The organism is Puniceicoccus vermicola (genome assembly GCF_014230055.1).
GTDB lineage: Bacteria > Verrucomicrobiota > Verrucomicrobiia > Opitutales > Puniceicoccaceae > Puniceicoccus > Puniceicoccus vermicola.
In genome coordinates this window covers 93,788-118,571 of sequence record NZ_JACHVA010000082.1, presented here as the reverse complement: position 1 = coordinate 118,571, position 24,784 = coordinate 93,788, and the positions used below count along the sequence as shown (strand labels likewise).

20 protein-coding genes are annotated in these 24,784 nt (G+C 55.6%); 10 read left to right on the top strand and 10 right to left on the bottom strand.

Translation table 11 applies throughout. From position 1 onward, the window contains the following. Nucleotides 1–17: 17 nt before the first annotated feature. The 7 genes from H5P30_RS10335 to H5P30_RS10305 all read left to right on the top strand — a co-directional run bounded on the left by H5P30_RS10335 (nucleotide 18) and on the right by H5P30_RS10305 (nucleotide 6,138). Nucleotides 18–1,112 carry a hybrid sensor histidine kinase/response regulator gene (locus tag H5P30_RS10335; protein ID WP_185692872.1) on the top strand — a complete coding sequence of 365 codons (1,095 nt, stop codon included), beginning with the start codon at nucleotides 18–20 and terminating at the stop codon, nucleotides 1,110–1,112. A 156-nt stretch (nucleotides 1,113–1,268) separates the two neighbouring features. Further along, nucleotides 1,269–1,502 (top strand): hypothetical protein, encoded by a 234-nt coding sequence (locus tag H5P30_RS10330; RefSeq protein WP_185692871.1) that lies wholly within the window; start codon nucleotides 1,269–1,271, stop codon nucleotides 1,500–1,502. Between the two features lie 232 nt (nucleotides 1,503–1,734). Continuing rightward, complete coding sequence (modA, locus tag H5P30_RS10325; protein WP_185692870.1) at nucleotides 1,735–2,535, top strand: molybdate ABC transporter substrate-binding protein; 801 nt, start codon at nucleotides 1,735–1,737, stop codon at nucleotides 2,533–2,535. 3 nt (nucleotides 2,536–2,538) lie between these two features. Beyond that, entirely contained in the window at nucleotides 2,539–3,222 is a 684-nt protein-coding gene (modB, locus tag H5P30_RS10320) for a molybdate ABC transporter permease subunit (RefSeq protein WP_185692869.1), read from the top strand. Then, nucleotides 3,219–4,322, top strand: coding sequence for a molybdenum ABC transporter ATP-binding protein (gene modC / locus H5P30_RS10315; protein WP_185692868.1), 1,104 nt, complete (start codon nucleotides 3,219–3,221; stop codon nucleotides 4,320–4,322). The genes modB and modC overlap by 4 nt, the downstream gene beginning before the upstream one ends. After that, a complete protein-coding gene (locus H5P30_RS10310; protein WP_185692867.1) occupies nucleotides 4,315–5,154 on the top strand; it encodes an NAD(+)--dinitrogen-reductase ADP-D-ribosyltransferase in 840 nt (279 codons plus the stop codon). The genes modC and H5P30_RS10310 overlap by 8 nt, the downstream gene beginning before the upstream one ends. A gap of 30 nt (nucleotides 5,155–5,184) precedes the next feature. Beyond that, nucleotides 5,185–6,138 carry an ADP-ribosylglycohydrolase family protein gene (locus H5P30_RS10305; RefSeq protein WP_185692866.1) on the top strand — a complete coding sequence of 318 codons (954 nt, stop codon included), beginning with the start codon at nucleotides 5,185–5,187 and terminating at the stop codon, nucleotides 6,136–6,138. An 8-nt stretch (nucleotides 6,139–6,146) separates the two neighbouring features. Here the strand turns inward: H5P30_RS10305 and H5P30_RS10300 are convergent, their stop codons facing one another. Beyond that, a complete protein-coding gene (locus H5P30_RS10300; RefSeq protein ID WP_185692865.1) occupies nucleotides 6,147–6,860 on the bottom strand; it encodes an IclR family transcriptional regulator in 714 nt (237 codons plus the stop codon). A gap of 175 nt (nucleotides 6,861–7,035) precedes the next feature. Here H5P30_RS10300 and H5P30_RS10295 point away from each other — a divergent pair, with 175 nt between their 5' ends. Further along, nucleotides 7,036–8,718 carry a right-handed parallel beta-helix repeat-containing protein gene (locus H5P30_RS10295; protein WP_185692864.1) on the top strand — a complete coding sequence of 561 codons (1,683 nt, stop codon included), beginning with the start codon at nucleotides 7,036–7,038 and terminating at the stop codon, nucleotides 8,716–8,718. A 184-nt stretch (nucleotides 8,719–8,902) separates the two neighbouring features. Here the strand turns inward: H5P30_RS10295 and H5P30_RS10290 are convergent, their stop codons facing one another. The 7 genes from H5P30_RS10290 to H5P30_RS10260 form a co-directional block, all read right to left on the bottom strand. Then, complete coding sequence (locus H5P30_RS10290; RefSeq protein WP_185692863.1) at nucleotides 8,903–10,627, bottom strand: right-handed parallel beta-helix repeat-containing protein; 1,725 nt, start codon at nucleotides 10,625–10,627, stop codon at nucleotides 8,903–8,905. A 19-nt stretch (nucleotides 10,628–10,646) separates the two neighbouring features. Then, nucleotides 10,647–12,725, bottom strand: a complete 2,079-nt coding sequence (locus H5P30_RS10285) for a right-handed parallel beta-helix repeat-containing protein (protein ID WP_185692862.1) — start codon at nucleotides 12,723–12,725, stop codon at nucleotides 10,647–10,649. Then, nucleotides 12,722–14,776, bottom strand: coding sequence for a sodium:solute symporter family protein (locus H5P30_RS10280; protein ID WP_185692861.1), 2,055 nt, complete (start codon nucleotides 14,774–14,776; stop codon nucleotides 12,722–12,724). Before H5P30_RS10280 ends, H5P30_RS10285 begins: the two co-directional genes overlap by 4 nt. Nucleotides 14,777–15,003: 227 nt before the next feature. Beyond that, nucleotides 15,004–15,861 (bottom strand): hypothetical protein, encoded by an 858-nt coding sequence (locus tag H5P30_RS10275; RefSeq protein ID WP_185692860.1) that lies wholly within the window; start codon nucleotides 15,859–15,861, stop codon nucleotides 15,004–15,006. Between the two features lie 64 nt (nucleotides 15,862–15,925). Further along, nucleotides 15,926–16,582, bottom strand: coding sequence for a DUF1559 family PulG-like putative transporter (locus H5P30_RS22495; RefSeq protein WP_185692859.1), 657 nt, complete (start codon nucleotides 16,580–16,582; stop codon nucleotides 15,926–15,928). A gap of 183 nt (nucleotides 16,583–16,765) precedes the next feature. Continuing rightward, nucleotides 16,766–17,377: a helix-turn-helix domain-containing protein gene (locus H5P30_RS10265; protein WP_185692858.1), complete on the bottom strand. Its 612-nt coding sequence runs from the start codon at nucleotides 17,375–17,377 to the stop codon at nucleotides 16,766–16,768. Continuing rightward, entirely contained in the window at nucleotides 17,365–17,922 is a 558-nt protein-coding gene (locus H5P30_RS10260) for a type 1 periplasmic-binding domain-containing protein (protein ID WP_185692857.1), read from the bottom strand. Before H5P30_RS10260 ends, H5P30_RS10265 begins: the two co-directional genes overlap by 13 nt. Before the next feature lie 53 nt (nucleotides 17,923–17,975). On the opposite strand from H5P30_RS10260, the gene H5P30_RS10255 reads away from it, so the two are divergent. Together H5P30_RS10255 and H5P30_RS10250 are read left to right on the top strand one after the other, a co-directional pair. Beyond that, nucleotides 17,976–19,646, top strand: a complete 1,671-nt coding sequence (locus H5P30_RS10255; RefSeq protein ID WP_185692856.1) for an FGGY family pentulose kinase — start codon at nucleotides 17,976–17,978, stop codon at nucleotides 19,644–19,646. A 57-nt stretch (nucleotides 19,647–19,703) separates the two neighbouring features. Continuing rightward, nucleotides 19,704–20,624, top strand: coding sequence for a dihydrodipicolinate synthase family protein (locus tag H5P30_RS10250; RefSeq protein ID WP_185692855.1), 921 nt, complete (start codon nucleotides 19,704–19,706; stop codon nucleotides 20,622–20,624). Nucleotides 20,625–20,710: 86 nt separating this feature from the next. On the opposite strand, the gene H5P30_RS10245 is transcribed toward H5P30_RS10250, so the two are convergent. Both H5P30_RS10245 and H5P30_RS10240 read right to left on the bottom strand, forming a co-directional pair. Further along, nucleotides 20,711–22,216 (bottom strand): sialate O-acetylesterase, encoded by a 1,506-nt coding sequence (locus H5P30_RS10245; RefSeq protein ID WP_185692854.1) that lies wholly within the window; start codon nucleotides 22,214–22,216, stop codon nucleotides 20,711–20,713. 147 nt (nucleotides 22,217–22,363) lie between these two features. Further along, nucleotides 22,364–24,526, bottom strand: coding sequence for a glycoside hydrolase family 36 protein (locus H5P30_RS10240; protein WP_185692853.1), 2,163 nt, complete (start codon nucleotides 24,524–24,526; stop codon nucleotides 22,364–22,366). Nucleotides 24,527–24,784: the final 258 nt, after the last annotated feature.

Genomic DNA, 24,784 nt, shown 5'->3' with positions numbered 1-24,784 from the left:
ATCTGAAGACCGACGTCATGAATCCGAAAGAAAAGATTCTCATCATTGAAGACAACGAAAGCATTCGGGAGAATATCCGGGACATTCTCGAATATGAAGAATACGAGGTCGCTGCCGCTGAAAACGGAATTGCAGGCTTGGAGATGGCTTCGACCCTTCGCCCCGACCTCATTTTGTGCGACATCAACATGCCTGGAAAAGATGGCTATAAGGTTCTTGCCGAACTCCGCAACGATCCGGGCCTGAACACCACACCTTTCATCTTCCTGACCGCCCATGATGAAAAGAGCGAGGTGCGCAAGGGAATGGAGCTCGGGGCCGACGATTACCTAGCCAAGCCTTTCAGGGCAGCAGAACTCATTGGCGCCGTGGAGACGCGGCTCGAAAAACTCCGCAAACGCGAGGAGGTCTCCCGCCGCGAATGGAACCAGTTGAGCGATGAGATCTCGTCCATGATCCCGCACGAGCTCAAGACTCCTCTCAATAGCATCTGCACTCTTACGGAACTCCTCCGTGACCATTGGCAAGAATTGGAGGCCGCCGAGATCCAAGAGTATCTCGACCTAATGAGCGAGAGTGGAGACCGGCTCCGCCATGTTGCGGAGAACCTCAGTCTCTACTCCCGCCTCCGGTCCCTTCGCGAAAGCTCGAGCGAAGAATCGCCTTCGAACTCCGACCCCGAAGATCTCCACCTCTACCTCCTCCCTCTGGCAAATTCGATCGCTACCCATCATCACCGTAGTGAAGACCTCAAGCTAAACCTACCGAGAGGCATCGCGACCTCCCAACACTGTGGCTTAATTGGAAAAGCCTTTTGCGAGCTGATCGACAATGCATTCAAGTTCTCAAAAGCTGGTACTCACGTGACCGTCACCCTTTCCCGGGATAACGAAGAGTCTCTCATCGAGATTGTCGATCAGGGTGAAGGGATGACTCCCGAGCAGATCCGAAAAGTCGGAGCCATGGTCCAGTTTGGCCGGAAGAAAAAGGAGCAGCAAGGCATCGGACTCGGACTAGCCCTCGCTCGGGAAATCTGTGAGCACCTGAATGGCACCTTAACGATCCACCAGAACGACGACGCCGGAGTCTCGACAACCCTACGGATCCCCTAGTGGTCAAACTCTCAACCGAGCAGTCCAGCCAGAAGGATGATTCCCAAAACGATTGAGCCGAGCTCGATAACATTCTGAAACGAACGACGAAGGTTGGAAGTGGGCAGAATTTGCACACGGAAAAACTAATACCGAATTTAGGAAGTTTTGATAGTTATGGCGGGATGGGAAATGAGCCTGAGCGAGGCGGCCCAATTGGAGGCGGGTCTGCGACCCGTGCCATTTGGGCCAACGCTGCTCAGGCTCATTTCCCGCCCGTCCCAAGGGGATGCGCCTAGAATCGAAGGTCGCGGCGTTGCAGGGATCGGAGCGTATCTCGATACGAATCCGATCCCTGCGCCTTGCGCTGCTTCGATTCTGCGCTGCACCATAACAGTCAAAACTTACTAAATTCGGTATAACTTCGTGAAACCAGCGTTTCCGACTTTCGATAGAAATTTCTCTAATCGGGAAAATTAGTTATTCTCACCCACGAGAATCCCTTTGCACATGAACGTCTTCCATGAAAATTGGTCAGCGAGTCGAACCGATCAGAAACCTCTCGAGCGAGTTCTTCTCAATCTCCTTCGTGAATTTGCCCGCCAAACCTCATGGCTGGTCTGAAATCTGCACATAGCCAGCCATGACCCTCCTGAGAGTTCTTCTCCTCACGATTGTGAGCGTCTCTTTGGTTTCTTGCCACCGACAAGAAGCTTCCTCCTCACAGGAATTGACCGTTTTTGCCGCAGCCAGCCTAACCGATGCCATGACGGAGATCGGAGAGTTGTTCGAAGAAGAAACCGATTGTTCACTCGTGTTCAATTTCGCGGGTTCGGGTGCCTTGGCGCGCCAGATTCTCGCGGCTCCACGAGCCGACGTGTTCCTCAGTGCCAACCGAAAGTGGATGAACGAAGTCGAATCCGCCAATCTCCTCCTTGCTGGATCTCGCATTTCCCTCCTCTCCAATCAACTTGTCGTAATCCAGAACCCCAATGCCAACTACCGATGGGGATCGCCCTCCGTATTTATCGATCAACCCTTCCGCTACCTTTCGATTGGTGATCCGGCCTCCGTCCCGGCCGGGCGTTATGCCCAGCAATGGCTGGAAGGGCTTTCCGCCGGTCCCGGAGATACTCTGTGGGACCTGCTACAAAACCGCATTTCCCCGGCGACCGACGTGCGTTCGGCCCTATTTCAGGTTCGATCCAACCATGACGTCGTCGGGATCGTCTATCAAACCGACGCCAAAGCTTACCCGGAAGCCGTTAAGATACTTTTCACTGTCCCAATTGAAGAGGGACCGAAGATCTCCTACCCCGCCGCGATCCTCGGGCATACTGACCACCCCGAGTTGGCGCGAGAGTTTCTCACTTTCCTTCAAGGAGACAAAGCGCGTAAGGTATTCGGGAATCTTGGATTTGTTGTCCAATCCTCGCCGCATTAATCAGTGTCCAGCATTCTCCAGACTCTCATCCATACCGTTCTCTGGGCTTCGTTGAGCACTCTTTTCGCCTTCTCTCTCTCCTTGCCTCTCGGATATGCCCTCGCCCGCTTCTCGTTTCCGGGCAAACGGATCCTCGCGACGCTCACCAGCCTCCCGTTAGTCCTACCGCCGACGGCAGTGGGCTATCTACTCCTCTGCCTACTCGCCGACCACGGACCTCTCGGGCGGGATTTCCTCGGGCTCGACCTGCAAATCCTTCTGACTTGGAAAGCGGTGATTCTCGCTTGTACCGTCATGAGTCTTCCCCTCGTGATCCGGACCACTCGGGTGAGTTTTGAAGAAGTCGATCCAAGACTGGAGAAGATGTCACTGACCCTCGGGATCGGCCGTATTCGCACCTTCATGACGGTGACCCTTCCTCTCGCCCATCGAGGACTGATTGCCGCGGCTATTCTTGGATTCACCCGGGCCATGGGAGAGTTTGGAGCGACCGTCATCGTCGCCGGCAATATCCCTGGGCACACGCAGACGCTGTCTTCGGCGATCTACAGTGCGCAACAGGCTGGGAATGATGGCAGGGCAAATGTTCTCGTCGCAGTGGCTCTGGTCATTGGCTTCATTGCGATCTTCATCACCGAATGGCTCGGACGGGATCCGAGCCTATCCAGCCGGAGGCGAGCGTTATGAGTGCTCCTTCCCTCCTTGATATAGGGATCCGGGTCCCCCTCGACCGATTTGATCTCGACCTAAACCTGACCCTTTCGAAACGGGTGACCGGTATTTTCGGCCCCTCGGGAAGTGGGAAGAGCACCCTTCTGAATTGCATCTGTGGGCTCGGTCCCGAGACGAAAGGAATCCTTCGATTTCAAGGCGCCGTCTGGCTCGATCATTCGAAGCGACAGCAAACCCGCCCTGAAAAACGGGGAATTGGCTATGTCCCCCAAGATCATCTTCTCTTTCCTCACAAAACCGTGGAGCAGAACCTCCGCTTTGGCGAAAAACGGGCCCAGTCCAGCGGTCGATACGACGCCCAGCACTTTACGAAAGTCATCCAAACTCTGGAGCTGGATCCCCTTCTTAAGCGTAAAGTACCTACCCTCTCGGGAGGTGAACGTCAACGGGTCGCCCTCGGCCGAGCCCTGTGTTCCGGTCCTCGGCTACTCCTTCTCGACGAACCCCTCGCCTCATTGGACATTCGCTTGCGCTCCCGGATTCTTCCCTTTCTCCTCCGGATCCGGGAAAACTTCGACCTCCCGATTCTCTTGGTCTCCCACAACCCGGTCGAGGTTCTGGGAATATGCGACGAGGTTGTCGCTCTAGCCAACGGAAAAGCAATTGCCCAAGGTCCACCCGTAGAAGTGCTAACCGATTCCCGGGTCTACGCCGGCATCGAGGACGGAGGATTCGAAAACATCCTCAAAGCCACCATCGTCGAAGCCTCCGCCCAACACGTGATCGGCCGCCTCCCCAGCGGCCAGATGCTGCACATGCCCTCATCCCCCTGCCAACTCGGCGATTCCGTCCATTTCGGAATTTCCGCAACCGACATCCTCATTGGCCTGGCATCGCCCGGTCGCGTTTCGGCCCGCAACCGTCTCTGTGGAAAGATTGAAACCATCCGAAAATCCGGCGACAAACACCTCCTTGTCGCACGGCTTGCCGAGAAGGAAGATTCCGGAAGCCTAGTAGCTGAGCTGACTTCGGACGCCATCGAAGAGCTTAGGCTCGAACCCGGGATGACGATCGTCCTATTCTTCAAGACCAGTTCCCTCCGCGTCTATGGCTGATACTCTCTCCAAAATTTCGGAAGTCTCTCCGCTCCCCCGAAAGTCGGGTCCCATTCGCGTCAATCACTGTAATGTTCCTCCCTGGGCTCTGGCTTCCTTGAACTTCAATGAGCACCCCGTCCCTGTGGAGCTCGACGGAGTCCGGTCCTCGAATCGAAACCTCTTCACGCGACTCGACACGATTGACGATCCGGAAGAACGAGGAAAAGTTTTCCACGGATACCTTTCGGTGAAATTTCGACTGCACGACTGGGAACAATACGAGAGCAACGCCCGACGCAGCCTTCGCAACAGCTACCTTCGCTTCATTCGAGGCTGGGGCGTTGACTCCAACAGCGTCGAAGGAGCCGTTCTAAAAGGTTGGGTTGAAAGCCGTTTCGGAATCCCTCCCACCTATCACCGGGGTCGCCTGACCGAGGAGCATACCGACGATGAGCCGCGATATGCCATAGACCGGATGAAGGGACACGCCCGAACCAACGCCATCGACTCTCAACTCGACCTCCTCTTCGAGTTTTGCCAATACGAACTCACCCGTCGTCACCTCGGCGAGACCCATCTCACGCTCTACCGGGGAACGTGCGATCCCGACGAATACAACATCATCGAGCCCTCTCGGAAACGAGTCCTGACCGCCCGACTGAACAACCTCAGCTCCTTCACCTCCGACCGGGAACGCGCCTGGGAATTCGGATCGACTGTCTGGGAGGCTCAAGTCCCCCTTTCGAAGATTTTCTTCCATGGGGAGATCCTTTCCGGTAGTATTCTTCAAGGAGAATCCGAATTTCTAGTCGTTGGAGGCGACTACCGCCTTCGCGAGCTGCTCTATTGAACCCAACCCTGCTATACCGAAAAGAAATGAATGCATTCCAGCAGAGTTGTGATCAAACCTATCGATAGAATCCAAGGAGGACTTTATGGGCTTCTGGTCGGCGATGCCGTCGGAGTCTCCTACGAATTCCGGACAGCCCAGGAGCTGCCCCCGAAAGAGCAGATCCATATGATCCCCCACAAAGGGTGGATCCGCAGCTACCAGCAAGTTCCCCCAGGGACTTGGTCCGACGACGGGGCCCAGGCTCTCTGCCTGCTCGCCTCCCTCCTCGACCGACCCGACTGGGGGCTCCGAGACTTCGCTCTTCGCTTACTCGCGTGGTATGAACGCGGGTACATGGCCGTCGACCATTTTGTCTTCGATGTCGGCATCCAGACTGGCCAGGCCCTCGACAACCTCCAACGGGGCAAATCCCCGGTGATGTCCGGCCTCCGCAGCGAGCGCAACAACGGCAACGGCTCCCTCATGCGTTGCCTCCCGCTCGTGCTCACCCACAAGGGTTCCGAGATGGACCTCGTCCTCCGCGCCCACGAGCAATCCTGCGTCACCCACCGTCACTATCGCTCCCAGGCCTGCTGCGCCCTGTACTGCCTCTGGGCCATCCGAGAACTGCATGGAACCGAAAATCCCTGGGACGAAGCCGTTGACGCCCTCCGCCTTCTCTACGGCGAGGACAATGCCTATCGCATTGAGCTGGAGAGAAAGATCCTCCCAGCGATGGAGAATGCGCCCAACGGTGGAGGCTATGTCGTCGATTGTCTCAGCAGTGCCCGCACCGCGTGTGAGGAATCCGACTACCCGTCGGTGGTTCGCACCGCCGTTTCCTTCGGCAACGACACCGATACAACCGCCTGTGTTGCGGGAGGGATCGCTGGCATTCGGCACGGGTTTTCCTCAATCCCCACCGAGTGGCTTGACGCTCTCCGCGCCAAAGAAGAAGTGGCGCCGCTGGCAGAGGGGTTGAAAAGCCTCTGGGAACAATGAATCCGAATCTAGGACTCGTTTAGTTCGAGAAGAATCTCCTCACGACACTTCAAGAGACGCGGGAGAAATTTCGAAACGCTGTCGTCCTTCACCTCCGGCATGCTGAATCCGATGGCGGCCTGGAAGGTTTCGTCGAGAGTGATGGCCAAGGTGTGATCTTGAAGAGCGTAGCCCTGCTCCCGCACCTGGGCCAGCGTATCGAGCAAGTGCTCCAGCGAATCGAAGGAAGGAATCTCCCTGCCCTCATACAGTTCACGAATCTCCTGATCCGACTGCAGGGAGAGCAAGGCCACCCCCAATCCCGAGACCGTTGCCGGCCAAACATCGAAGCTACCGATCGTTCGGGTCAGCGGTTCGTCGGGCTCCGCGTGATACAAGTAAGAAACCGAACGGTTCCAGAGCAACCCCAAGGCCGTGATCATGTTCAGCTCCTCGTGTAGACGAGCCATCGGACCAATCGCTTTGTAAAACCCCGAAGCGTGCATCGTCTGCGTCGCCAGAACCGGAACCGCCGGTCCGGCAGCGTACTTGCGCTTCTCCGTCCAACGCAGCATCCCGGACGCCGCCAGTGTCCGGAGAATCCGGTGCACCCGCGTGGTCTCCAAATCCAGCTCCGCCGCCACCTGAGCCACCCCCACCGGCTCAGTCCGGCTCAGCACCTCCTGCAGGCAGCGAATGCCATCGATCAAACTCTTGTTCGGTTGTTTTGGAAACGCGACCATATGACTTTTTTAGCTATAGCAAATAACGGGAGGGACACGAGGATAATTGCAGAGACTCCACAGAACCTAGCGATCGCCATTGCTCCAGTTCGAGGAAAAATATCGAGTTGACTATATTTGCTAATAAAGCAATTATTAAGCCATCTGACAAACCGTCTCAAATCCTTTGATCCGCATGGAACCGACCCCAAGCTCTTTATTGAATCCAACCTCTCCACGAGAAGAACGCCCGACTGTCTTCATCCGGGATTTCACTCACCCGGGAGATAGCGATTCGGCGGCAGGCATTCGGAAAGCGATCCAAGAGGCGATCCGCATCGGTGCCCGGCGGATTCAATTCGAAAAGGGCCACTACCGACTCATCTCCCACGTAGAGCACGAAACCGAAGGAATCGTACACGACGCGGGCAGCCGCGGCACTCCTCCCCGGAAAGAGTGTCATCTTCTCCTGCAACGGATCCCGAATCTGACTCTTTCCGGAATCGCGGATGCGCAAGGCACTCCTCTGACGACCCTCGTGGGATGGAACGAGGAAAAGAACCATCCGCTGCTCCCCGCGATTCTCTGGAGTGAACACTGCACAAATCTTCGCATCGAGAATCTTGCCTTTACGCGGGCTCCGACATTCACCTCGGCGGGAGAAGTCATCGAAGGCGACGACACCGGGGTTACGGTACGTCCATTTACGGGATGCCCGATCTGGGACGGAATGGGAGCCTATTGCGCGAACCAATTCTCCCCGGATGGAGAAACTCTCCTCGGCGAGAGCATCAGCTATGGAAACGGCGCCCAATCAACCTGGAAGAAAATCGGCGCCCACGAATACCGCTTGGTCGATCCCCGCGCAGCCAAGATGACCCAACGCGGAAACCTCCTCTCCTGGCATCAAGGAGCACGTACCGATTTTCAGGTGTATTTTGGACATTGCGACAACCTTTCTTTCGAAAATCTGAGGACCGCTAACAGCAACGGTTTTTGTTTCCTCACGGAGAGCTGCCGGGGGATCGTCGCGCGAAATGTGTCCTTTCGCCCCGACGGAGACCGACTCTTCACCGGACCGCGAGACGCGTGGAAGATTTTCAAATGCGGGGGACATATCGCAATCGACGGGCTATCGGTCCGCGGAGTAAGAATGGACGGGCAGAACATGCACTCCAACTGGGCGACCCTCCGCAAACTCGAAGGGGAAAGGGAAGCCCTCTTTTTCTGCCGCTACACCTACGCCCCGATCACGATAGGGTCGGTCGTCGATTTTCACCGGGGCCCACGGACAGAGTCACGCGTCGTTGAATCGGCACGACTGGAAGACCAAGCAAAAGACGAACATCTCGGCTATCTCTACCGGGTCCGGTTCACCGAAGGGTTTCCGGATTTCGCCGGAACCGGTACGCTCTGCGCCTTCAATTGCTGGGAGGCCGAATCCTATCAGTGCCGGAACTCTCGCTTTTCCAACATCGCCGGGGCGGGCCATCTTGTCCGCTATGACCACCTCACTCTCCATAACAATCGATACGAAAACATCATGAACCCGGGAATTCTTCTGGGCGCAGAGATGCCAACCCATGCCGAGGGCGGCCATGCGACCGATGTTCTGATTCGACAATGCGAGTTCGATAATTGCGGTTTCTATCCGCGCTACGACACGGTCGGATGCGTGGGGATTCATTCCGCTGGATTCGATCTTCCGCTGAATCGAGATATTCTAATTACCGAGAACACATTCCGAAATTCCGAGGTGGGCATTCATCTCATGACCGCCCGAAATGTCGAAATATCCCGCAACCGCTACGACGGGATTCGGGAGCCTGTCCGGGTCGACGCCTCCAGCACCACTTCCATCAATCTCCGAGATTCCTGACCCCAAAACTCGCGGGGCAAAGATTGCCCGCAGGAATTTGAAGCAGGAATAGACTCCGATCTCGGGGGAGAGACGCGATAGGGACCGGGTATTCTTCAACTCCTGGTGCCCCACACTCATCCGCCTCACGGCGGGATGCTACAGATTGGGAGGCGATCGGCCCGGCACCCGCCGCAGGTTTACCTCAATCCTCCACCTCAATATCGGCCGTCGTCTCGGGATCGATGCTCACCTTCCGCTCAAACCCCTCGTAGACATTATCGTGTATCCGGACATCCGTTGCGTTGCGGACATCGATCGCCACCGCGTTGTCCGGGCCATCAGGATTCCGAAAAGTGTTTCCATAGATCTCGATGTTCCGGTTGTACCGGGGATCCTCGAAGAATCGATTCAGGGAATGAATCATGAGGATTGACGGTTGTGCCCGACGAGCGATGTCTACCCAACTCACATCCTCGCAGAGATTATTGCGGAAAATGACATTTCGGGCGAACGCACCGGAAACAAAATTCGCGCCCATTTTGATCTGATAGGCATTATCGGAGAAGACACAGTCCTCGATGATCACATTCTCGACAAAGTTGACAATGGCACTGCCGAAATTCCCCGCAAAGACACAGTTTCGAATGATCGCCTCGTCGAGAGAATAGGTTTGGAAGCTCACAACCGAATCGCTCTTGACCGTGTCGGGCAAATCCTCGACCAATCGATAGCGATAGAGACTGTCGCCGAGATCCTCGGCCGACTCGACGGTAAGATCGAAGGGCACCTCTCCCACCCAGAATCGCAAAGAATCCCCGGATGGAATCTCCGCGGCCGTGCGCAGATTCGTCTTCACCACGATCGATCCGTCATCGCCAATCTCCCGGATGAATCCGAAACTCTTACGGAGAACCAACGGATCCATCCTCAAGCCCCGAAAAACCGAATCCTCCACGAGCACCGTTCCAGAGGTATTGCTGAGGTGAATTCCGTCCCGGCCTCCGACCGCCAGATTTCCGTTTTCAGGTTCGAACCGAATTCTTCTCAAGGTAAAATTGTGATTATAGCCCGCCAACATTCCCGCGTTGCTCAGATTCGGCAGCGAAACGTTTTCGAAAACCGTATCGCGACAATACATCACCTCGATCTGGTTATGGGAATCGGTGGACTTATGATGCCAGCTCACCCCATCGCCCACTGCGAGGCGGTTCGCGAAGCCGGCCCCCTCCATTTTCAGCAGGCGCCCCCCAGAGTCCGGGACCACTTCCCAATAATCGTTCACGTTCAAACCGATTGTCAGAGTGGCGGAGCCGGGCGTACTCCCGAAACGTTTCAACTTCGTCGTTTCCAGATTCCACGCATGGGCGGAGGCAGCGCGCATCCCGTCATACGCCGGCAACCCGGGTAGCACCTCGACGACAACCACATCGTTTTCCCGGTCAACCGAGACCACCTTTGCGGTCGAGCCCATTGGGGGATCATTCGTAAAGACGAAGTTGCGAACCGACACCGAATCGGAATTCCAGATTCTCAGTTGGATCGGCGGCTTGGCCTCATTGTTCAATTCGTAATCCCGAACGATCCGGGTCGTCGGCTTTCCGTCTTCGTCGACTTCCCCTACGAGGGCCATGTTCTTCGCATGGTCGACGATCATGTAATTGTCGTGCCCGAAACCACCCACCGTCACCGTTTCTTGCAAGCGATAGGTCCCCGAGTCGAAGCGAACCTCGGAAGCCCCCAGCCTAGTTGCCGTCCGGATGGCCTCATTGATCGCGGGCATGTCATCCAATCCGTCATCGGGGATCGCCCCGAATTCCCGCACGTGGAGGACGCGATTCCCCTCCTCTGCCACCGCGGGCACGGAGACGGCCACGAGACCGAGCAAGCCAAGCGAAATTTTCGATAAGAATGAAAGGAAAGGCATCATCTGCATAAGGGATTAGCTTCTAATTTTTCGACTCGTCTACCCAAACTACCGAATCGGTGTTTGCGGTGATCTCAACTTCTGCGTCCAAGGGACGTCTGTCCTCGATTTGATTTCCTTGGATGAACACGCCCTCGGAATCGTCAATAAAGATCGCGGAGTGTCGGCGGCCATTGTCGAAATTCTCCTCATCGCTACGCAGGAGATTATCCGTGATCGTCACTCCGGACGCATTTCGAATCGCGATTCCATAGTCCTGCCAGTTCTCAATCGTATTTCCAGAAATCGTCAGGTTCCGGTGACTGCGGGAATCGGCGAGTTCGTGCCCCATTTTGTAAAAGGCTACATGGATCTGCCCCATTTCTTCACGTCCCCGAACGTATCCGGAGTTGGTGATCGTGTTGTTGAGGATCCGGATATTTTCGCTGTTGAGTCCATTTCTCCACAGATCGGGCTCGTTGCGAAGCACGATAGGAATATTGGAGATCCGGTCATATCGATTGCCCTCGATCAAACCGTCGACTGCACGCACGACGGTCCCGAACCGTCGAATACGCTCGAAAAAATTGTTTCTGACCACGAAGCGATGGTTTGCCATAGTCTGATTGAAGACCTGATCATTTAAAAGCGGATCTTCATTTCCCGTCTCCAGGTCAACCGAGAGGGGTTCTGTTAAGGTCAGGAGGAAGTGCTCTTCCGGAAATCCTCCACTGCCGGCGGGCATTTTTTCAATGTCCGCGATTCCGATCTCCGAAACGAGAATCTTTCCCGTCCTCGGATCAAAGATCCGGAGGCGCTGTCCCTCGTTCAGATCGAAGAGATATCCGTCTACCCGAATCCGGGTTTCGGAATCCTGGCTTAAGATAAAGAGTCCTTTAGCGTAGATTGCAATGGCATCGTCTCCCAGCCCCTCGAAGCGACAATCCTGGACCCAGGGACCAATGAGGTTGGATCGAACGTGCAGCCCATCCGCATTCCCTCCGGCCCACTGCCCGTCCGGAATGAGCGACTGGCAACCAATCACTTTCAACCCCGAACTGCCAAAACTGGTGTAGTGCCCGGCGGATGCCCCAAAGTTCGTAAGACCATAAAAAGTGAAATCGGAACCTCTCTCGATCCGAACGAGGCCTCTTCCTTTTTTCCGGGCGAAGACAATGAACTTGTTTCCCGGAACCAGAAATTTGCCAAGGTGAACAGCCTTCAGTTTCAAGGTGTAGATCGCGACACCGTCGTCTCCGATCGTTTTCTCAACCCACCCTTCCTCGGTGGATACAACCAAGGGAGTATCGTCGGCCATTTTTCCCGGAACCTTCCCATCGAGAACAACTCCCCAGGTCCAATGCTTGGCCAGCAGCGGATCATCGAACGGCAGCAACTCCTCGTGATCCATCACGACCTCGAATTGCCCGGTCGACGGATCGACCGACCGAATTTTCCCGATCGCATATGGCAACGGATCGAATCGGATCGTAAGGTCTCGCACGGTAATCCTTTCGCAATCGACGAATCTGGCGAAACCGCTCGCCGGGTTCTCAAAAATCACTTCGCACCCTCGCCCTTCGATGATCAGATCGGAGACACCCTGCAATCGAATCAGGTCGGAAGAACTCGGCACCAAGCGAAGCTTCCCGTTTTTGGGAAACCGAACGACTGCGGGAGTTTGTTTCGCGGCTTCGGCAATGGTGCGCTCGATCGTGGAGATTTCCGCGCCCGATGGAATGTCGAAGATCCGTTCCGGATATCGGACCTCGAACCGATGTACCGTCGTTGAGCCCCCTTTTGCGATCTCGTCCCCGACTGGAGTTGCCCGCCAGTAATACTCCCTCGCTTCCAGCGGGTGAGACGGCACATAGTGGGGAATCGAGATCTGGTCGCGATCGACGATCTCTTCAAAATCGGGATCAAGAGAAATCTCGACCGAATAGGAAGCGGCCCCTCGGATTTCTTCCCACAACAAAGTGGGAAAGGGCGTGTAGAGGACCGAATGATCTACCGGCAAGACCTGCGGCAATCCACGGTCTGGCATCGTTGGCGCGCCCTCGCAAAAGGCTGCAACGGGCAAAAGCAATCCAACCAGTAAGAATGAATTCAAAATTTTCATGGAACCGAAGGTTTCGAGGCGGGAGACCGAGCCGCCACCGTCTCGGTCTCCGGCGGGACTCCTTGATCGTTCCGATGTTCGTCGAATTCGTGCACAGATCCGTCATCCTCTTCCTCCGAAGACTCGTCGCGAGCCTGCTTCAGGTGTCGGAACAACGAGAAGAGATCCTTGATGCCGCCGGTGAGAAACCACACTACGGTGATAAGCCCCACCATTCCACCGAGTAAAACCGTGAACAGCCACCAATGCCCCCAGATACGGTCAGGAATCCCAATCGTCAGCCCCAGAACGGTCCCAACGACAAAACAAACGAACCAGAAAGAGGTCCAACTGACTTTGAGTCGATAAATGATTCGGTCCCCCCGGGTAAACTCATCCGAAAATCCCAACAAGCGATCCCAGAAACCTTTGCCCTGATATTGATCCCCCTTCACCCGCGAGTCCGGAAGCGCGTACTTTCCGCGATGGAGCATCTTTTCGAGTTCGAAAGGCTCTTTGCACGTGAGCAAGGAAACCCCAACAAAACTCACGATCGAGCAGATGTAGGCAATCATGGCCAGCCAGGCCCCATTCAGCGGAAACTTCGGCGCAATCTCGACCAAGAATGGAACCGAGGGCCATATGGCTTGTAATCCAATCCCGGTTATACCGATCAGCATACCGACGGTCATTGCGGTCCATGCACCTTGCGTCGTCGCCTTTCTCCAGTAAAGTCCGCCAATGATCACCGCCCCCGATCCTCCCAGATAAATGGTTCCGGTGAGGAGCATATACATGAAGAGGTAGTCTTTGAGCGGAAAAAACCAACTCCAGAAAAATGCGAAAAGGGCCACACCGATCACCGAAAATCGCAAGAGCACCAATTGTTGCTTCGGCGTGAAGGGTTTCTCTCGGAATGGCAAAACCACGTCCTGAATGAAAATACTCCCCCAAGAATGCAGCTGGGTATCGTCCGTCGAGATTGCCGCAGCGATCATGGCGGCAGCAAACAACCCCACCAAGCCAATGGGAAAAAGCTGGTTCATCACCATCGGGGTGAGCATTTGCTTTTGCACTTGCGGATCATTAATCCCGCTCAGAGCCACTTGCGTCGACTCTGCCACTCCGGCAAACGAAGCGTTGTGCATCACCACATAAGCGCAAATCGGCATGATCAAAAACATTAGGTAGGTCACGCCGTTTCTCCATTCGGCCAATACTCCTGCCATCTTTTGCTCGTGGGGGGACTTCGCCGCGCAGAAGTATCCCTGCGCCCCCTGCCAACCCAAACGGTTGTAAAAGATCTTGAAGCCGAATATCGCGAAAAACCAAAAGTTGAAGTCCTTGATCTCCCCCTGATCGAAGGGGTTGAGCAGACTCTTTCCCTCCGGAGCAGTTTCCAAGGTCGCGATGATGTCGCTCCAACTGATTTTCCAGAGAAGCAGGCCCATAATCAAAAGAAACACAATGTTCACGAACTGGCCTTGGAAGAAGTCCGTGATCATCACCGTGATCATACCGCCAAAAAGCGTAAAGCAGGCGGCAATGGTCAGCATCACCGCCATGAGGAAGGGAAAAGTGCTGAAGGTAACCCCGAGCCACTCGAAAGATTCGGGCAAGCCGCAGAAATGGATAAGGAAGAGAGCGGTAATCCCCGGAAATACTCCGTAGTTCAAAACACCGCTGAACCAAGCGAGGATTCCGGCATAAACTCGAAACTTCCGACTGTATCTCATTTCGAAATACTGTGCCATGGTCATCGCCCTCGTCTCCCGATAACGATAAGCAACCCAGCCCGAGAGAGCCGCGATCATACCCAGCGGCCCCATCATCAACCCCCACCAACTCGCCGCAAAACCGGCTTGGTAGAACTTCTCGAAATTCGCGATCACCGCGATCGCCCCCAATCCGGCCATGCCATCCGCCAAGGTCAGCAGATATCGGCCCGCCGAACGGTCCGCCGCGAGGAAGCCGGAGACCGATCGAGTGTAGCGCTGCGCCGCGTAAGCCATGCCGATCAAGAAAGCGACAAAACCCACGACAATGGACCAGTCCAATAGGGATAATTTCATAGAGAGTTTTCGGCTAGAATCCGGAAGCCTGAGCGATTGACTGTGATTTCGAGATCACCGAGAGGGAAAGGCCGAACTTCATTCGAGAAGATCTCGGATGGATGCGACCAATCCAAAAGAAACTGCGGGCACACTCCCATCCACGACTGTCGTAGGCCAACGGCATAAACGAATCCGGTCGAGAACCGGACACTTTGCGCGGCTCAACGAATACGCTCTTTCCCCTCCTAGTCTTTGCGCAACCGACGGCGTGTTCCGAGTAGGAATAATCCAACGACACCGAAGAGAAGTCCGGCCTGTCCCGGCTCAGGAATCGCGGAAATGTCCCCGGCCAACTGGATATTGTCCAAATAGAACGCTGCGGGGTTGGTCGAACTCGAACTGTAGGCACTCCGACCGCTGTTATCCCCGAGGGAAAGAGCGATCTGAATCTCCCCGGTGACCTCCTGCAACGCAGCGACTTCGGTAAGATCGATGAACGAACTCGACGAGCTAAACTTTCCCTCAGCCGTATGGGAAAGATTCTGGTCTTCCTGCATTTTCACCCAGGTCGATCCACCGTCCAGCGAATACCAGGCCTGCGACTGGAACGAAATCGTGCCTCCGTCGGTCGCTCCATCGCCCGTTCCTTTGTCATAAGAAAACGAGTTCAGGCTTAAACTACTTCCGGCATCGGCTTGGACCGAAAAGCGGAAATAGTCTCCGCCGAAGCTACCTGGATTCTTATCTCCCGCGCCAGTGTTCGTGAGCCGATGCGGGGAAATCTCCAGAAAGTTGCCGGAAAAACCTCCGGACGTGGAGAGAGCTAGTGTATCACTGCGAACGTTCGCTCCAACGGCATTCATATCGCCGGGCCCGGAATGAGACAGCGTCGAAACCGTATAGGTGCCTCCGGAAACAGAACTCGTGAAATCGAAACCATCTCCGACCCCTCCGGTGCTGCGAGCCGTCCCGACAGCACCGCCCAGGCTCGCTCCGGATGTCGCGTTTTCAAAGTCAAAATTTGAAAGGACGATGGCTTGAAGGCCCGCTCCGGAGGTCATCACCGCCAAGAGGCCAACTGAGAAGATGGATGATTTTTTCATAACGATATTGGGTTGGGTTGGAGTTTGTTTGTAGAGGGATAGAGTCCGCGAAGTCGGGGAAATTCTAAATATCCTTCCCCCGCCAGAAGACGCTGTTGTAAGTGTTCGGCTCGGGATCGTCCCCGGCAACTTGTTCGACATGGCCGTCGGCAAATACGGAATTCACATGGCCGCCATGACGTTCGGAGGCCGCTTTCCAGCGAGCGTGGGATAGATTGCTACTGCCATAAGTGTCGGCAAAGAGAACGACTTTCTCGGGCTGTCGGACCAGCAGAAGGGGCGAATCAGAATAGTCTTTGTTGTCATCTCCCCCTTTCAGATAGTAGGACCGGAGAAACGAGTTTACTCCGTAGCTGCGCAAACTCGTCACGCCCTCGTCGAAATCCATGGCAGGGCACTCGAAAGCCGTCCCCCGCAGTCGCTCCGGAAACCCGGCCCCCGACAATGCCGGAGCCTCGCCCTCCCCGGCATCCAGATAGGGCCAGAGATCGGAAACGTAGGTGTAATTCAACGTCGGCAATCGATTGCCGTGGTCGTTGGCATAAAGCTTGGTCGCTACGCCGAGCTGACGCAGATTGTTCAAACACTGCGTGTTGCGCGCGTTCTCGCGGAGAGAGCCGACAGTGGGAACTACAATCGCCGCCAGCAGCCCAACAATCGCGATAACCGTCAACAATTCAATCAGGGTAAATCCGTTAAAGGGGGGTGTCTTCGCCTTCACAATGTTGCTATAATTGCAATTTATTGCTTTCTAGCAAGAAAATTCCTCTCCTTTTTTACCGGATTCTCTTCGGGAAATTTCCGAAAATGGATTGCGAAAGTGCTTCGCACGTCCGCCACCATCCCCTCCTGCGTAGAGGAACTACGAAGTAGTTTTTTTCTCCCCCGCTCCTCCGCTCCCCGATCAGCGCAGCCGTCGATACTCCGAAGGCTGACATCCCTCGACCTGACGGAAGACTCGATCGAAGCGTCTCAAATTCCCGAACCCCGTGCGCTCCGCGACCTCGCTGATCCTCAGATTGGATTCCAGCAACAATCGTTTTGCCCGAGCCACCTGAACCGTCTGGATCCGCTCATGAACGCCGATGCCGAGTTCCGAGCGGAAGCGTCGTTCGAGGTTTCTCCGGGAGACGCCCAGTGATTCGCAAACCGCCTCCACGCCTATCCCACGGTCGGATTCTTCCTCGATGATTTGAAGGGCTTTTCCGAGAATCGGATCGCGGGGTGCCAGCCAATCGGTCGAACTGCGAGCGATCAGGCCGACCGGTGGCAGAAATGTCGCCGCCGGTGGAGGTTGCCCCCCTTTCATAAGCTTGGCCAGCGATTCCATTGCGGTCCTGCCCACCGCCTCGGCCGGAATATCAATGCTGGAAAGGGTCGGAAAACTCATCCGACACTCCGATTCATCGTTGTCCACACCCAGCACCGCCACTGCCTCCGGGACTCGGATCCCGGCATTGCGGCAAAGCTCGCAAAGAGAACGGCCGGGGATGTCATTGGAGGCTAGAACCCCCACCGGCTTCGGCAGTTGTTTGAGCCAACGCTCGGTCTGCCGATCATAGCGACTCCAATCCTGCGAGAGCGGAGGATAAGGGAGGAAATTTGCGTGAAAATTGGAAACCCGGTAACCCTTTTTTCGAGAACGGTACGAAACCCCTTCTCCCGGTTTTGAGAGAAAGACACTCGTCGGCTACCGAAGTAAGCGAAGGACCGAAAGCCGCGACCCAGAAAGTACTCGGCCGCCATTCGCCCCACTGCTTCGCTATCCACATCCACAAAAGGGATGGTTGCATCCTCAATGGTATTGGTCACCGAGATCATGGGGACAGACAACCGGGAAAGACCTTCGGCAAGAGTCCGGTCCGCAAGGTGAACCACCACTCCATGCGGTCGCCACCGTTCCAGAGCCGGGAGGATACGGATATCCGGAGGCGCGTTGTGGTAGATCCAGTCGAGCCGATGAGACTCCGAGTAGCCGAGAACTCCAGAGAGAACCCGTCGGGAATACCCAAGATCCTGTCCGAGAAGAAGCGCGACCCTTTTTGGCGTTTTATGACTCACTTTTGCCGCAAAATCGTATATCGTAAAGCGTCCAACTCAACTACAATTCAAGGGTGGACTACTTTATTGGAATTGATGTGGGAACCGGCAGTGCCCGTGCCGGTCTCTTTGACGAAAATGGTCGTTTGATCGCGAATCAAAGCCGCTCCATCCAAACATGGCGGCCCGGGCCCAACTTTGTCGAACAATCGTCCGACGATATTTGGGAAGCAATCTGCACCTGCACGCGCGAGGTAGTTGCGGAATCCTCAGTGAATCCGACAGAGATCAAGGGCATCGGATTCGACGCCACCTGCTCGCTTGTCCTAGTCGACGCCGACGGGAAACCCGTTACTGCGAGCCCTGACGGTGACGACCGACAAAACATCATCGTTTGGATGGACCACCGTGCTCTTGCCGAAACGGAACGCATCAATAGTTCGGGGGACTTTTCGGTCTTCTCGTTCGTGGGAGGCAAGATCTCTCCGGAGATGCAGACGCCCAAACTCCTTTGGTTGAAAAATCACCTTCCCGAGTCCTGGCGACGCACTCGGCATTTCTTCGACTTGCCCGACTTCCTGACCTTCCGCGCCACTGGCTCAACGACGCGCTCCCTCTGCTCGACCACTTGCAAGTGGACCTATCTGGCCCATGAGGCCGCTGAAGGACGAAGCGGTTGGCAGGAAGACTTTTTTCGGGCCATCGGCCTCAAAGACCTCGCGGAAGAAGACTTTGCCCGGATCGGCACTGAAATCCTGCCCATGGGAGAACCTGTCGGTCAAGGATTGACGGAAACGGCTGCGTCCGAACTCGGTCTGGTTCCCGGAACGGCTGTCGGAGTTTCCATCATCGACGCCCATGCGGGAGGCATTGGGATGATCGGGATGCCGGACAAGAGCGAAGGTCCCACCCCCGCCGACTTGGAGAATCGCCTCGCCCTCATCGGCGGAACCTCCTCCTGCCACATGGTCGCCTCGCCGGAAATGCGCCCAATTCCCGGCGTCTGGGGCCCCTACTTTTCCTCGATGATCCCCGGCCTCTGGCTCAACGAGGGAGGCCAATCCGCCACTGGCGCTCTGGTCGATCACATCATCTTCAACCACGGCGCTACCGAGGCCATGATTCAGGCATCCAAGGAGGCGGGGATCACTCCGTATGAGGTATTGAACGACAAGCTTGCGGAGCTCGCCGTTGGTGGCCCCTTGGAAGAGTTGACCGCCGACCTCCATGTCTGTCCCTATTTCCACGGCAACCGCTCCCCAAGGGCCAACCCCCACTTGGTCGGAATGATCTCCGGACTGCATCTTTCGGCAGAACTCACCGACCTCGCCCTTCTTTATCTGGCTACGATCCAAGCCATCGCCTATGGCACTCGCCATATCGTCGAAGCGATGAATGCGAGCGGATATGCGATCGACACTCTTGTCTGCTGTGGCGGAGGAACTAAAAATCCGGTCTTCCTCCAGCAGCACGCCGACATTACCCAGTGCAAATTGATTCTCCCGGCAGAGCCCGAAGCCGTAATTCTGGGATCGGCGATGCTCGGAGCTGTGGCCTCAGGGAACTGTTCCAGTGTCCAGGAAGCCATGGCCCAAATGTCCCGACCCGGGAAAATCATCGACCCGCAGACGGAATCCTCTACCTACCATGACGCCAAGTACCGGGTATTTCACCGTCTCTACGAAGATCAGCTCGCCTACCAATCCCTCATAAAGGATTCCGTGGCCCGGAAAACGGAAAATTAAAGATACTCCCGGCCATTCGACAGCACCCATACCTTTTATAACCTACCAATAATTCCTATGAAGATTCACGGCATCATCCCTCCGCTCGTCACTCCGCTCAAGGCGGACGAAACCTTGGACCTGGAGGCAACCTCACGCCTCATCGAACATGTAATCGCCGGCGGAGTCCACGGTCTATTCATCCTCGGAACGACCGGGGAAGGTCCCAATTTGAGCTACGACCTCCGACGTCAATACATCGACTTTGTCACCGAAAAAGTGGATGCCCGCATTCCGGTCATCGTCAGCATCAGCGACACCGCCTACGCCGAATCTCTCTCGCTGGCCGATTATTCGCAGAAAGCGGGAGCCGACGCCGTCGCCTTTACCCCGCCCTACTATTTCATCCCCGGCGCACCGGAGTTGCACGATTTCGTGCAACGGATGGGCGACAAAGTGAGTCTCCCGTTCTTTCTCTACAACATGCCCGCCCTGACCAAGGTGTCACTGCCACTCGATGTCGTGGAGCTGGCGTTTACCATGGAGAACTGCCTCGGGCTCAAAGACAGCTCCGGCGATCTCTTTTACTTCAAGAAAATCAAGCGTCTCATCGGCGACCGCGACCTAACCCTCCTAATCGGCCCCGAGGAACTCTTGGCCGAGTCTCTCTTGGCCGGAGGAAACGGGGGCATCAATGGCGGCGCCAACGTATTTCCCAAACTCTACGTCAAGATCTACGAACTCATGGAGGCGGGGGATTTCCGCACAGCCGAAACCCTGCAACGAGAGGTTATGGAGATCTCAAGCCGTCTCTTCACGATCGGGAAACACGGTTCCAGCATCATCAAAGGCCTGAAAGGGGCGCTGGAAGTCCGCGGGATCGCCGGACGACACCTCGCTTCCCCATTTTCCGGATTTAAGGATGAGGACCTGCAAAGAGTCGAGAAAACGGTTCAAGCCTTGGAAGCCCGCCCGGTTCTAGCGCCCTATCTGGCCTAGAACCTAGGAGGAGAACAGTCCTCCCCCCCAGTTGACTTGAACTGGAGAGGAATGGAGTAAAAAGTTATCGCAGAACTGTTGGGCTCCTACTCGCTGTCGGTGCGGAACGGAGTCACGGGAAGGCCGTTGCGATCGTAGAGATTGGCAATCGGGTTCATCGCCCAAGCGTACCTCACGGCTACGGGTGTCTCGACTCCTTCTGCCGAAACCTCGACCTTGTCTTTGCCAACGATTTTCGCGTCGGCCCACACAAAGTTACCATCTTCTCCGGCAACCGCGAATCCAACGACATCCTTCGTATCGAAGGAATAAAGACCTTCGTCGATGCTCGAAAACGTAATTGTGGCGACATTGCCTTCCACATCCATTGATTCAAAGATCGGACTGGCAGGCACCATGTCGAAGCCGTAATCATTCGCAAGAGCGTGACGCACCAATCGACTCGCTACTGTCTGCTTGTCGCGAGGGTGAATATCGCGACCTTCCCCGGCATCGATGATCACCGCCTCACCGGTGTTGGGAAGAGACAGAGTCATTGTTTGTGCTTCCCGAAGATTCGCCCAGCTACTGTCACCCGGCTCTTCCTTCTCTGCCTGGAAATCAGCTAACTGCACCCAATAGAATGGGAAATCGCCCTGCCCCCAGTCTTCGCGCCATGTCGAAATCATGAGAGGGAAAAGCTCCCGATAAGCTTCGGCGCGTCCACCATTGGTCTCCCCCTGATACCAAATTACCCCTCGAATGCCGTAACCAATCAACGGATAAAGAACACCATTGTAGAGGTTGGCCGGGCGGTGCTGCCCTGTTCGGGGATCACGTGGCCAGCGCATTTTGGGATCCGGTTTTCCAGCGGCTTTCCACTCATTGTATTCCGCAACTTTCTCGGCGTGGATCTCGTCCGTATATTCCGAAGTTTTCTTTTCCCAATCCGCCAAATATTTTGAGAAGGTTTCAGAAGCTTCCAGCTTTTCCCGGGGCACCCAGGCCTCAGCGGCTGAACCTCCCCACGAATTGTCGATCAAACCGACCGGCACTCCGAGGGTATTGTGAATACGTCGACCGAAGAGATATCCAACTGCCGAAAAGTTTCCAACCGTTTCGGGAGAACAAAGCACCCACTTTCCATTGAATGTCAATTGTGGCTCCTGGGTCCCAATTCGGGGCACGGTCATCAAACGAATTTCCGGATAGTTCGCCGAAACGATCTCAACATCGGCATTATTGACCCTTGAAATGGGCCACTCCATGTTCGACTGCCCCGAGCAGATCCAGACCTCCCCGGACAAAACATCTTCGACGGTCAGCGAGTTGTTGCCTTCCACCTGCAATGTGTAGGGGCCCCCGACCGGAAGAGGATCCAGCTCCACCTGCCAATTTCCATCCTCATCGGCTGTCGTAGATTGAGATTGGCCGTTGATCGAGACGGTCACCTCCTCGCCGGCGTCCGCCCATCCCCAAACCGGGTTGGACTGCTCCCGCTGGAAAACCATGTGGTCTCCGAACAAGCCCGGGAGGCTTACGTCAGCCTGAGAGATTAGTCCCAGACCGAAAATGGATAAGAATACGGCTGATTTTACGAGGGGTTTCGCCATGCTCCAAATATCACCCCTAAGCGTTCCCCGAGAAAAGAAAAAAATCTCCGAAAAGCAAAATCGAGGTGTAGACCGAAGCCAAACGGCAGCGTCTCGCCTTCGGGATCAACTCCGTCCTGAAAGTCCTGCCGCCGAACTTTCGGAGCCCTACTGACGAACCAGCGAGATCACGTATCCGCGGAAAGACTTTCCAGCAGGGAAATGCAGTGAGCTTCCGCGCAAGACCGGCTCCCCGGTAGTCTCGTCGGTCAGTGACCCAGAGACCTTCCAGTCGCCCTCCATTGGCAGGTCGCAAATAATCTCCTCTGAATCTTTCCGATCGAATTCGTGGACAACCACGACCGCACGGTCACCCTCGCTACTGACCCGGCAAACACCGCACCAGCCCTCAGGATCGCGCCAGTTCCAAGGCGTTTCTCCGACAAACCATGTTCTTCCCTCCCGAATGATAGGAGCGACTTCCCCATAGAGTGCAATGCTTCGGCGGATCACATCCATCTGTTCGTCACCGATATCATGGATCGGGCCCGAAAGACACATGCGTCCGTAGAAAGTGGCCGCCAGCGAATAGACAAACCGCTCCGGAGAATCCTCAGGGTAAAGCACCGCCCAGATCTGTGATTGGCGGGGCGGCATCAAATGATGGAGCTGCCGAGCGACAATCGGGATATTGGTCGACTCGTGGGCATCGGAGAACGAGCTCATCTCCGTCAACGCCATCATCGAAGGCTCGAGTCGATGTCCTCCCGAAGCACAGTTTTCGATAATGATGTCCTCGACACCTTCATGAATGCGCTCGAAGGAGCGATAAACGCCCTCGACATGCTGGCGCAGGCCTTCTCCGAAAGAATCCGGATGATCGCATCCGATCCCGATGTTATCGTTGTAGTCGACCTTCAGGTAGCCAAAGCCGTTCTCCCGGAGGAACCGGACAAGCTTCTGATCCAAATAATCGACGACCCACGGATCATTTAAGTTCCAGAATCGACGGGAACCAACGTCCAGTACCCGCCCGTTGCGATGAAGCAAGTGATCGGTCTCCTCAAATGCCTTGGACCCGGGATTACAGACCTCGAACTCGAACCATACGCCGGGCACGAAGCCCATGGCTTTCAACTCGTCACAAGTCGCCTTCATCCCATGAGGAAACTTTTCCTGATCGACGATCCAGTCTCCATTGGACTGCGCTTTCGCTTCCGGCGGACGCTTCGCCCATCCGTCATCGATCACTAAATACTTCACTCCGGACCCCTGTAAACGCTTGGCCAAAGCAATCGTCTTGTCGTGACTAGGCGACCCCCAATTGGTGCACCACTCGTTAAACATCACCGGCAGTTCCTTCTCCGCTTCCGGCGGTTCCGGAAGAAGCGCCTCCTGCAGCGAGACCAGCCGATCCGTCAGTTCATCGATCTCACCGGCGACACTCGCCAGATGCGCGATTGGACTCACAAAAGACTCTCCGGGCTGGATCGCCTTTTTCCAGTGACCAAACTCGTAGTCAGCCAGGCCTCCCGAGAGTGACACCTGGTCCGCACGCCGTGTCACTTCCATCTGCCAAGAGCCAGCCCAAGCGAGTTGAGCCCCCCAAAGAACCCCGGCTTCCGTATCTTCCAGCGCGACAAATGGGAAAAACTTCCGCACCGGCTGTGTCCCGACTTGGCCAAACCGCTCATTCGGAAGCATCCAACCACCCCAGTTCCGAACCAGATGCAGATCTTCCAGTGACCTACTTTCGTGCTGTCCCTCATTGCTCCACCAGCTCCGAAAACGATGCATTTTCAGCCGCCCAGGAGCATCCTCCGGGGCGAAGGGAGTCAAACCGGAGAGGACGAAGCTCGACAAGTGTTCTAACTCGAACGGTTCATCACCGATATTCGTCACCCGGGTCCAGGACAACAAAGTCCCCTCGACCGGCGTCGGCTTCAGAAAATGGCAAACCCGCACCTTCGAGACTTCGTTCAGCAACGCGGTCACCAATACGTCGTCCCCCAGACCGACACGATCCGATTCCTCGACGGGAACGACACACAGCCCCGACGTCGTCCGGCTGTCCTGCATGGTTGTCCCGGACAAAAACCCGAAATCCATCGCATCCTGAGCCAGCTTCACCTGAACCATGCTGTCCGGCTTTGTCGCCGAGGGGGTGATCTTCACGGACTCAGGGCGACCGGAAATCTCCTCCCGATGAGCCACTCGGTCCTTACTTTTAGACGAAGGGCAGATTCGCAGCTCCATCCCTCCATGCGGAGTGGGCACACGATTCACGACGAGACCGTTTAACGTAACTTCGGTATCAATTGAGGTTTCCATAAGATCGGATAGGTCTACAGGAAGATTCATATACATCGCAACAAGATCTCCCTAAACCCCGAAAAACCAGCCAGAAAAAACCGTCCGGGACATTTTGATCGAGACCTGTTTCTGCGCCGATAATAGAACCAGTCCAGATCTGCTCCGCAAAAGAAATAATAGGGGATTTCGAAGATACCCAGGTTCAAAAAAATGGCTGGGTTTACAGCATCCAAGCCGGTGAACTGAGCGTCAACGACCGAAGGTTTCCGGGAGAAC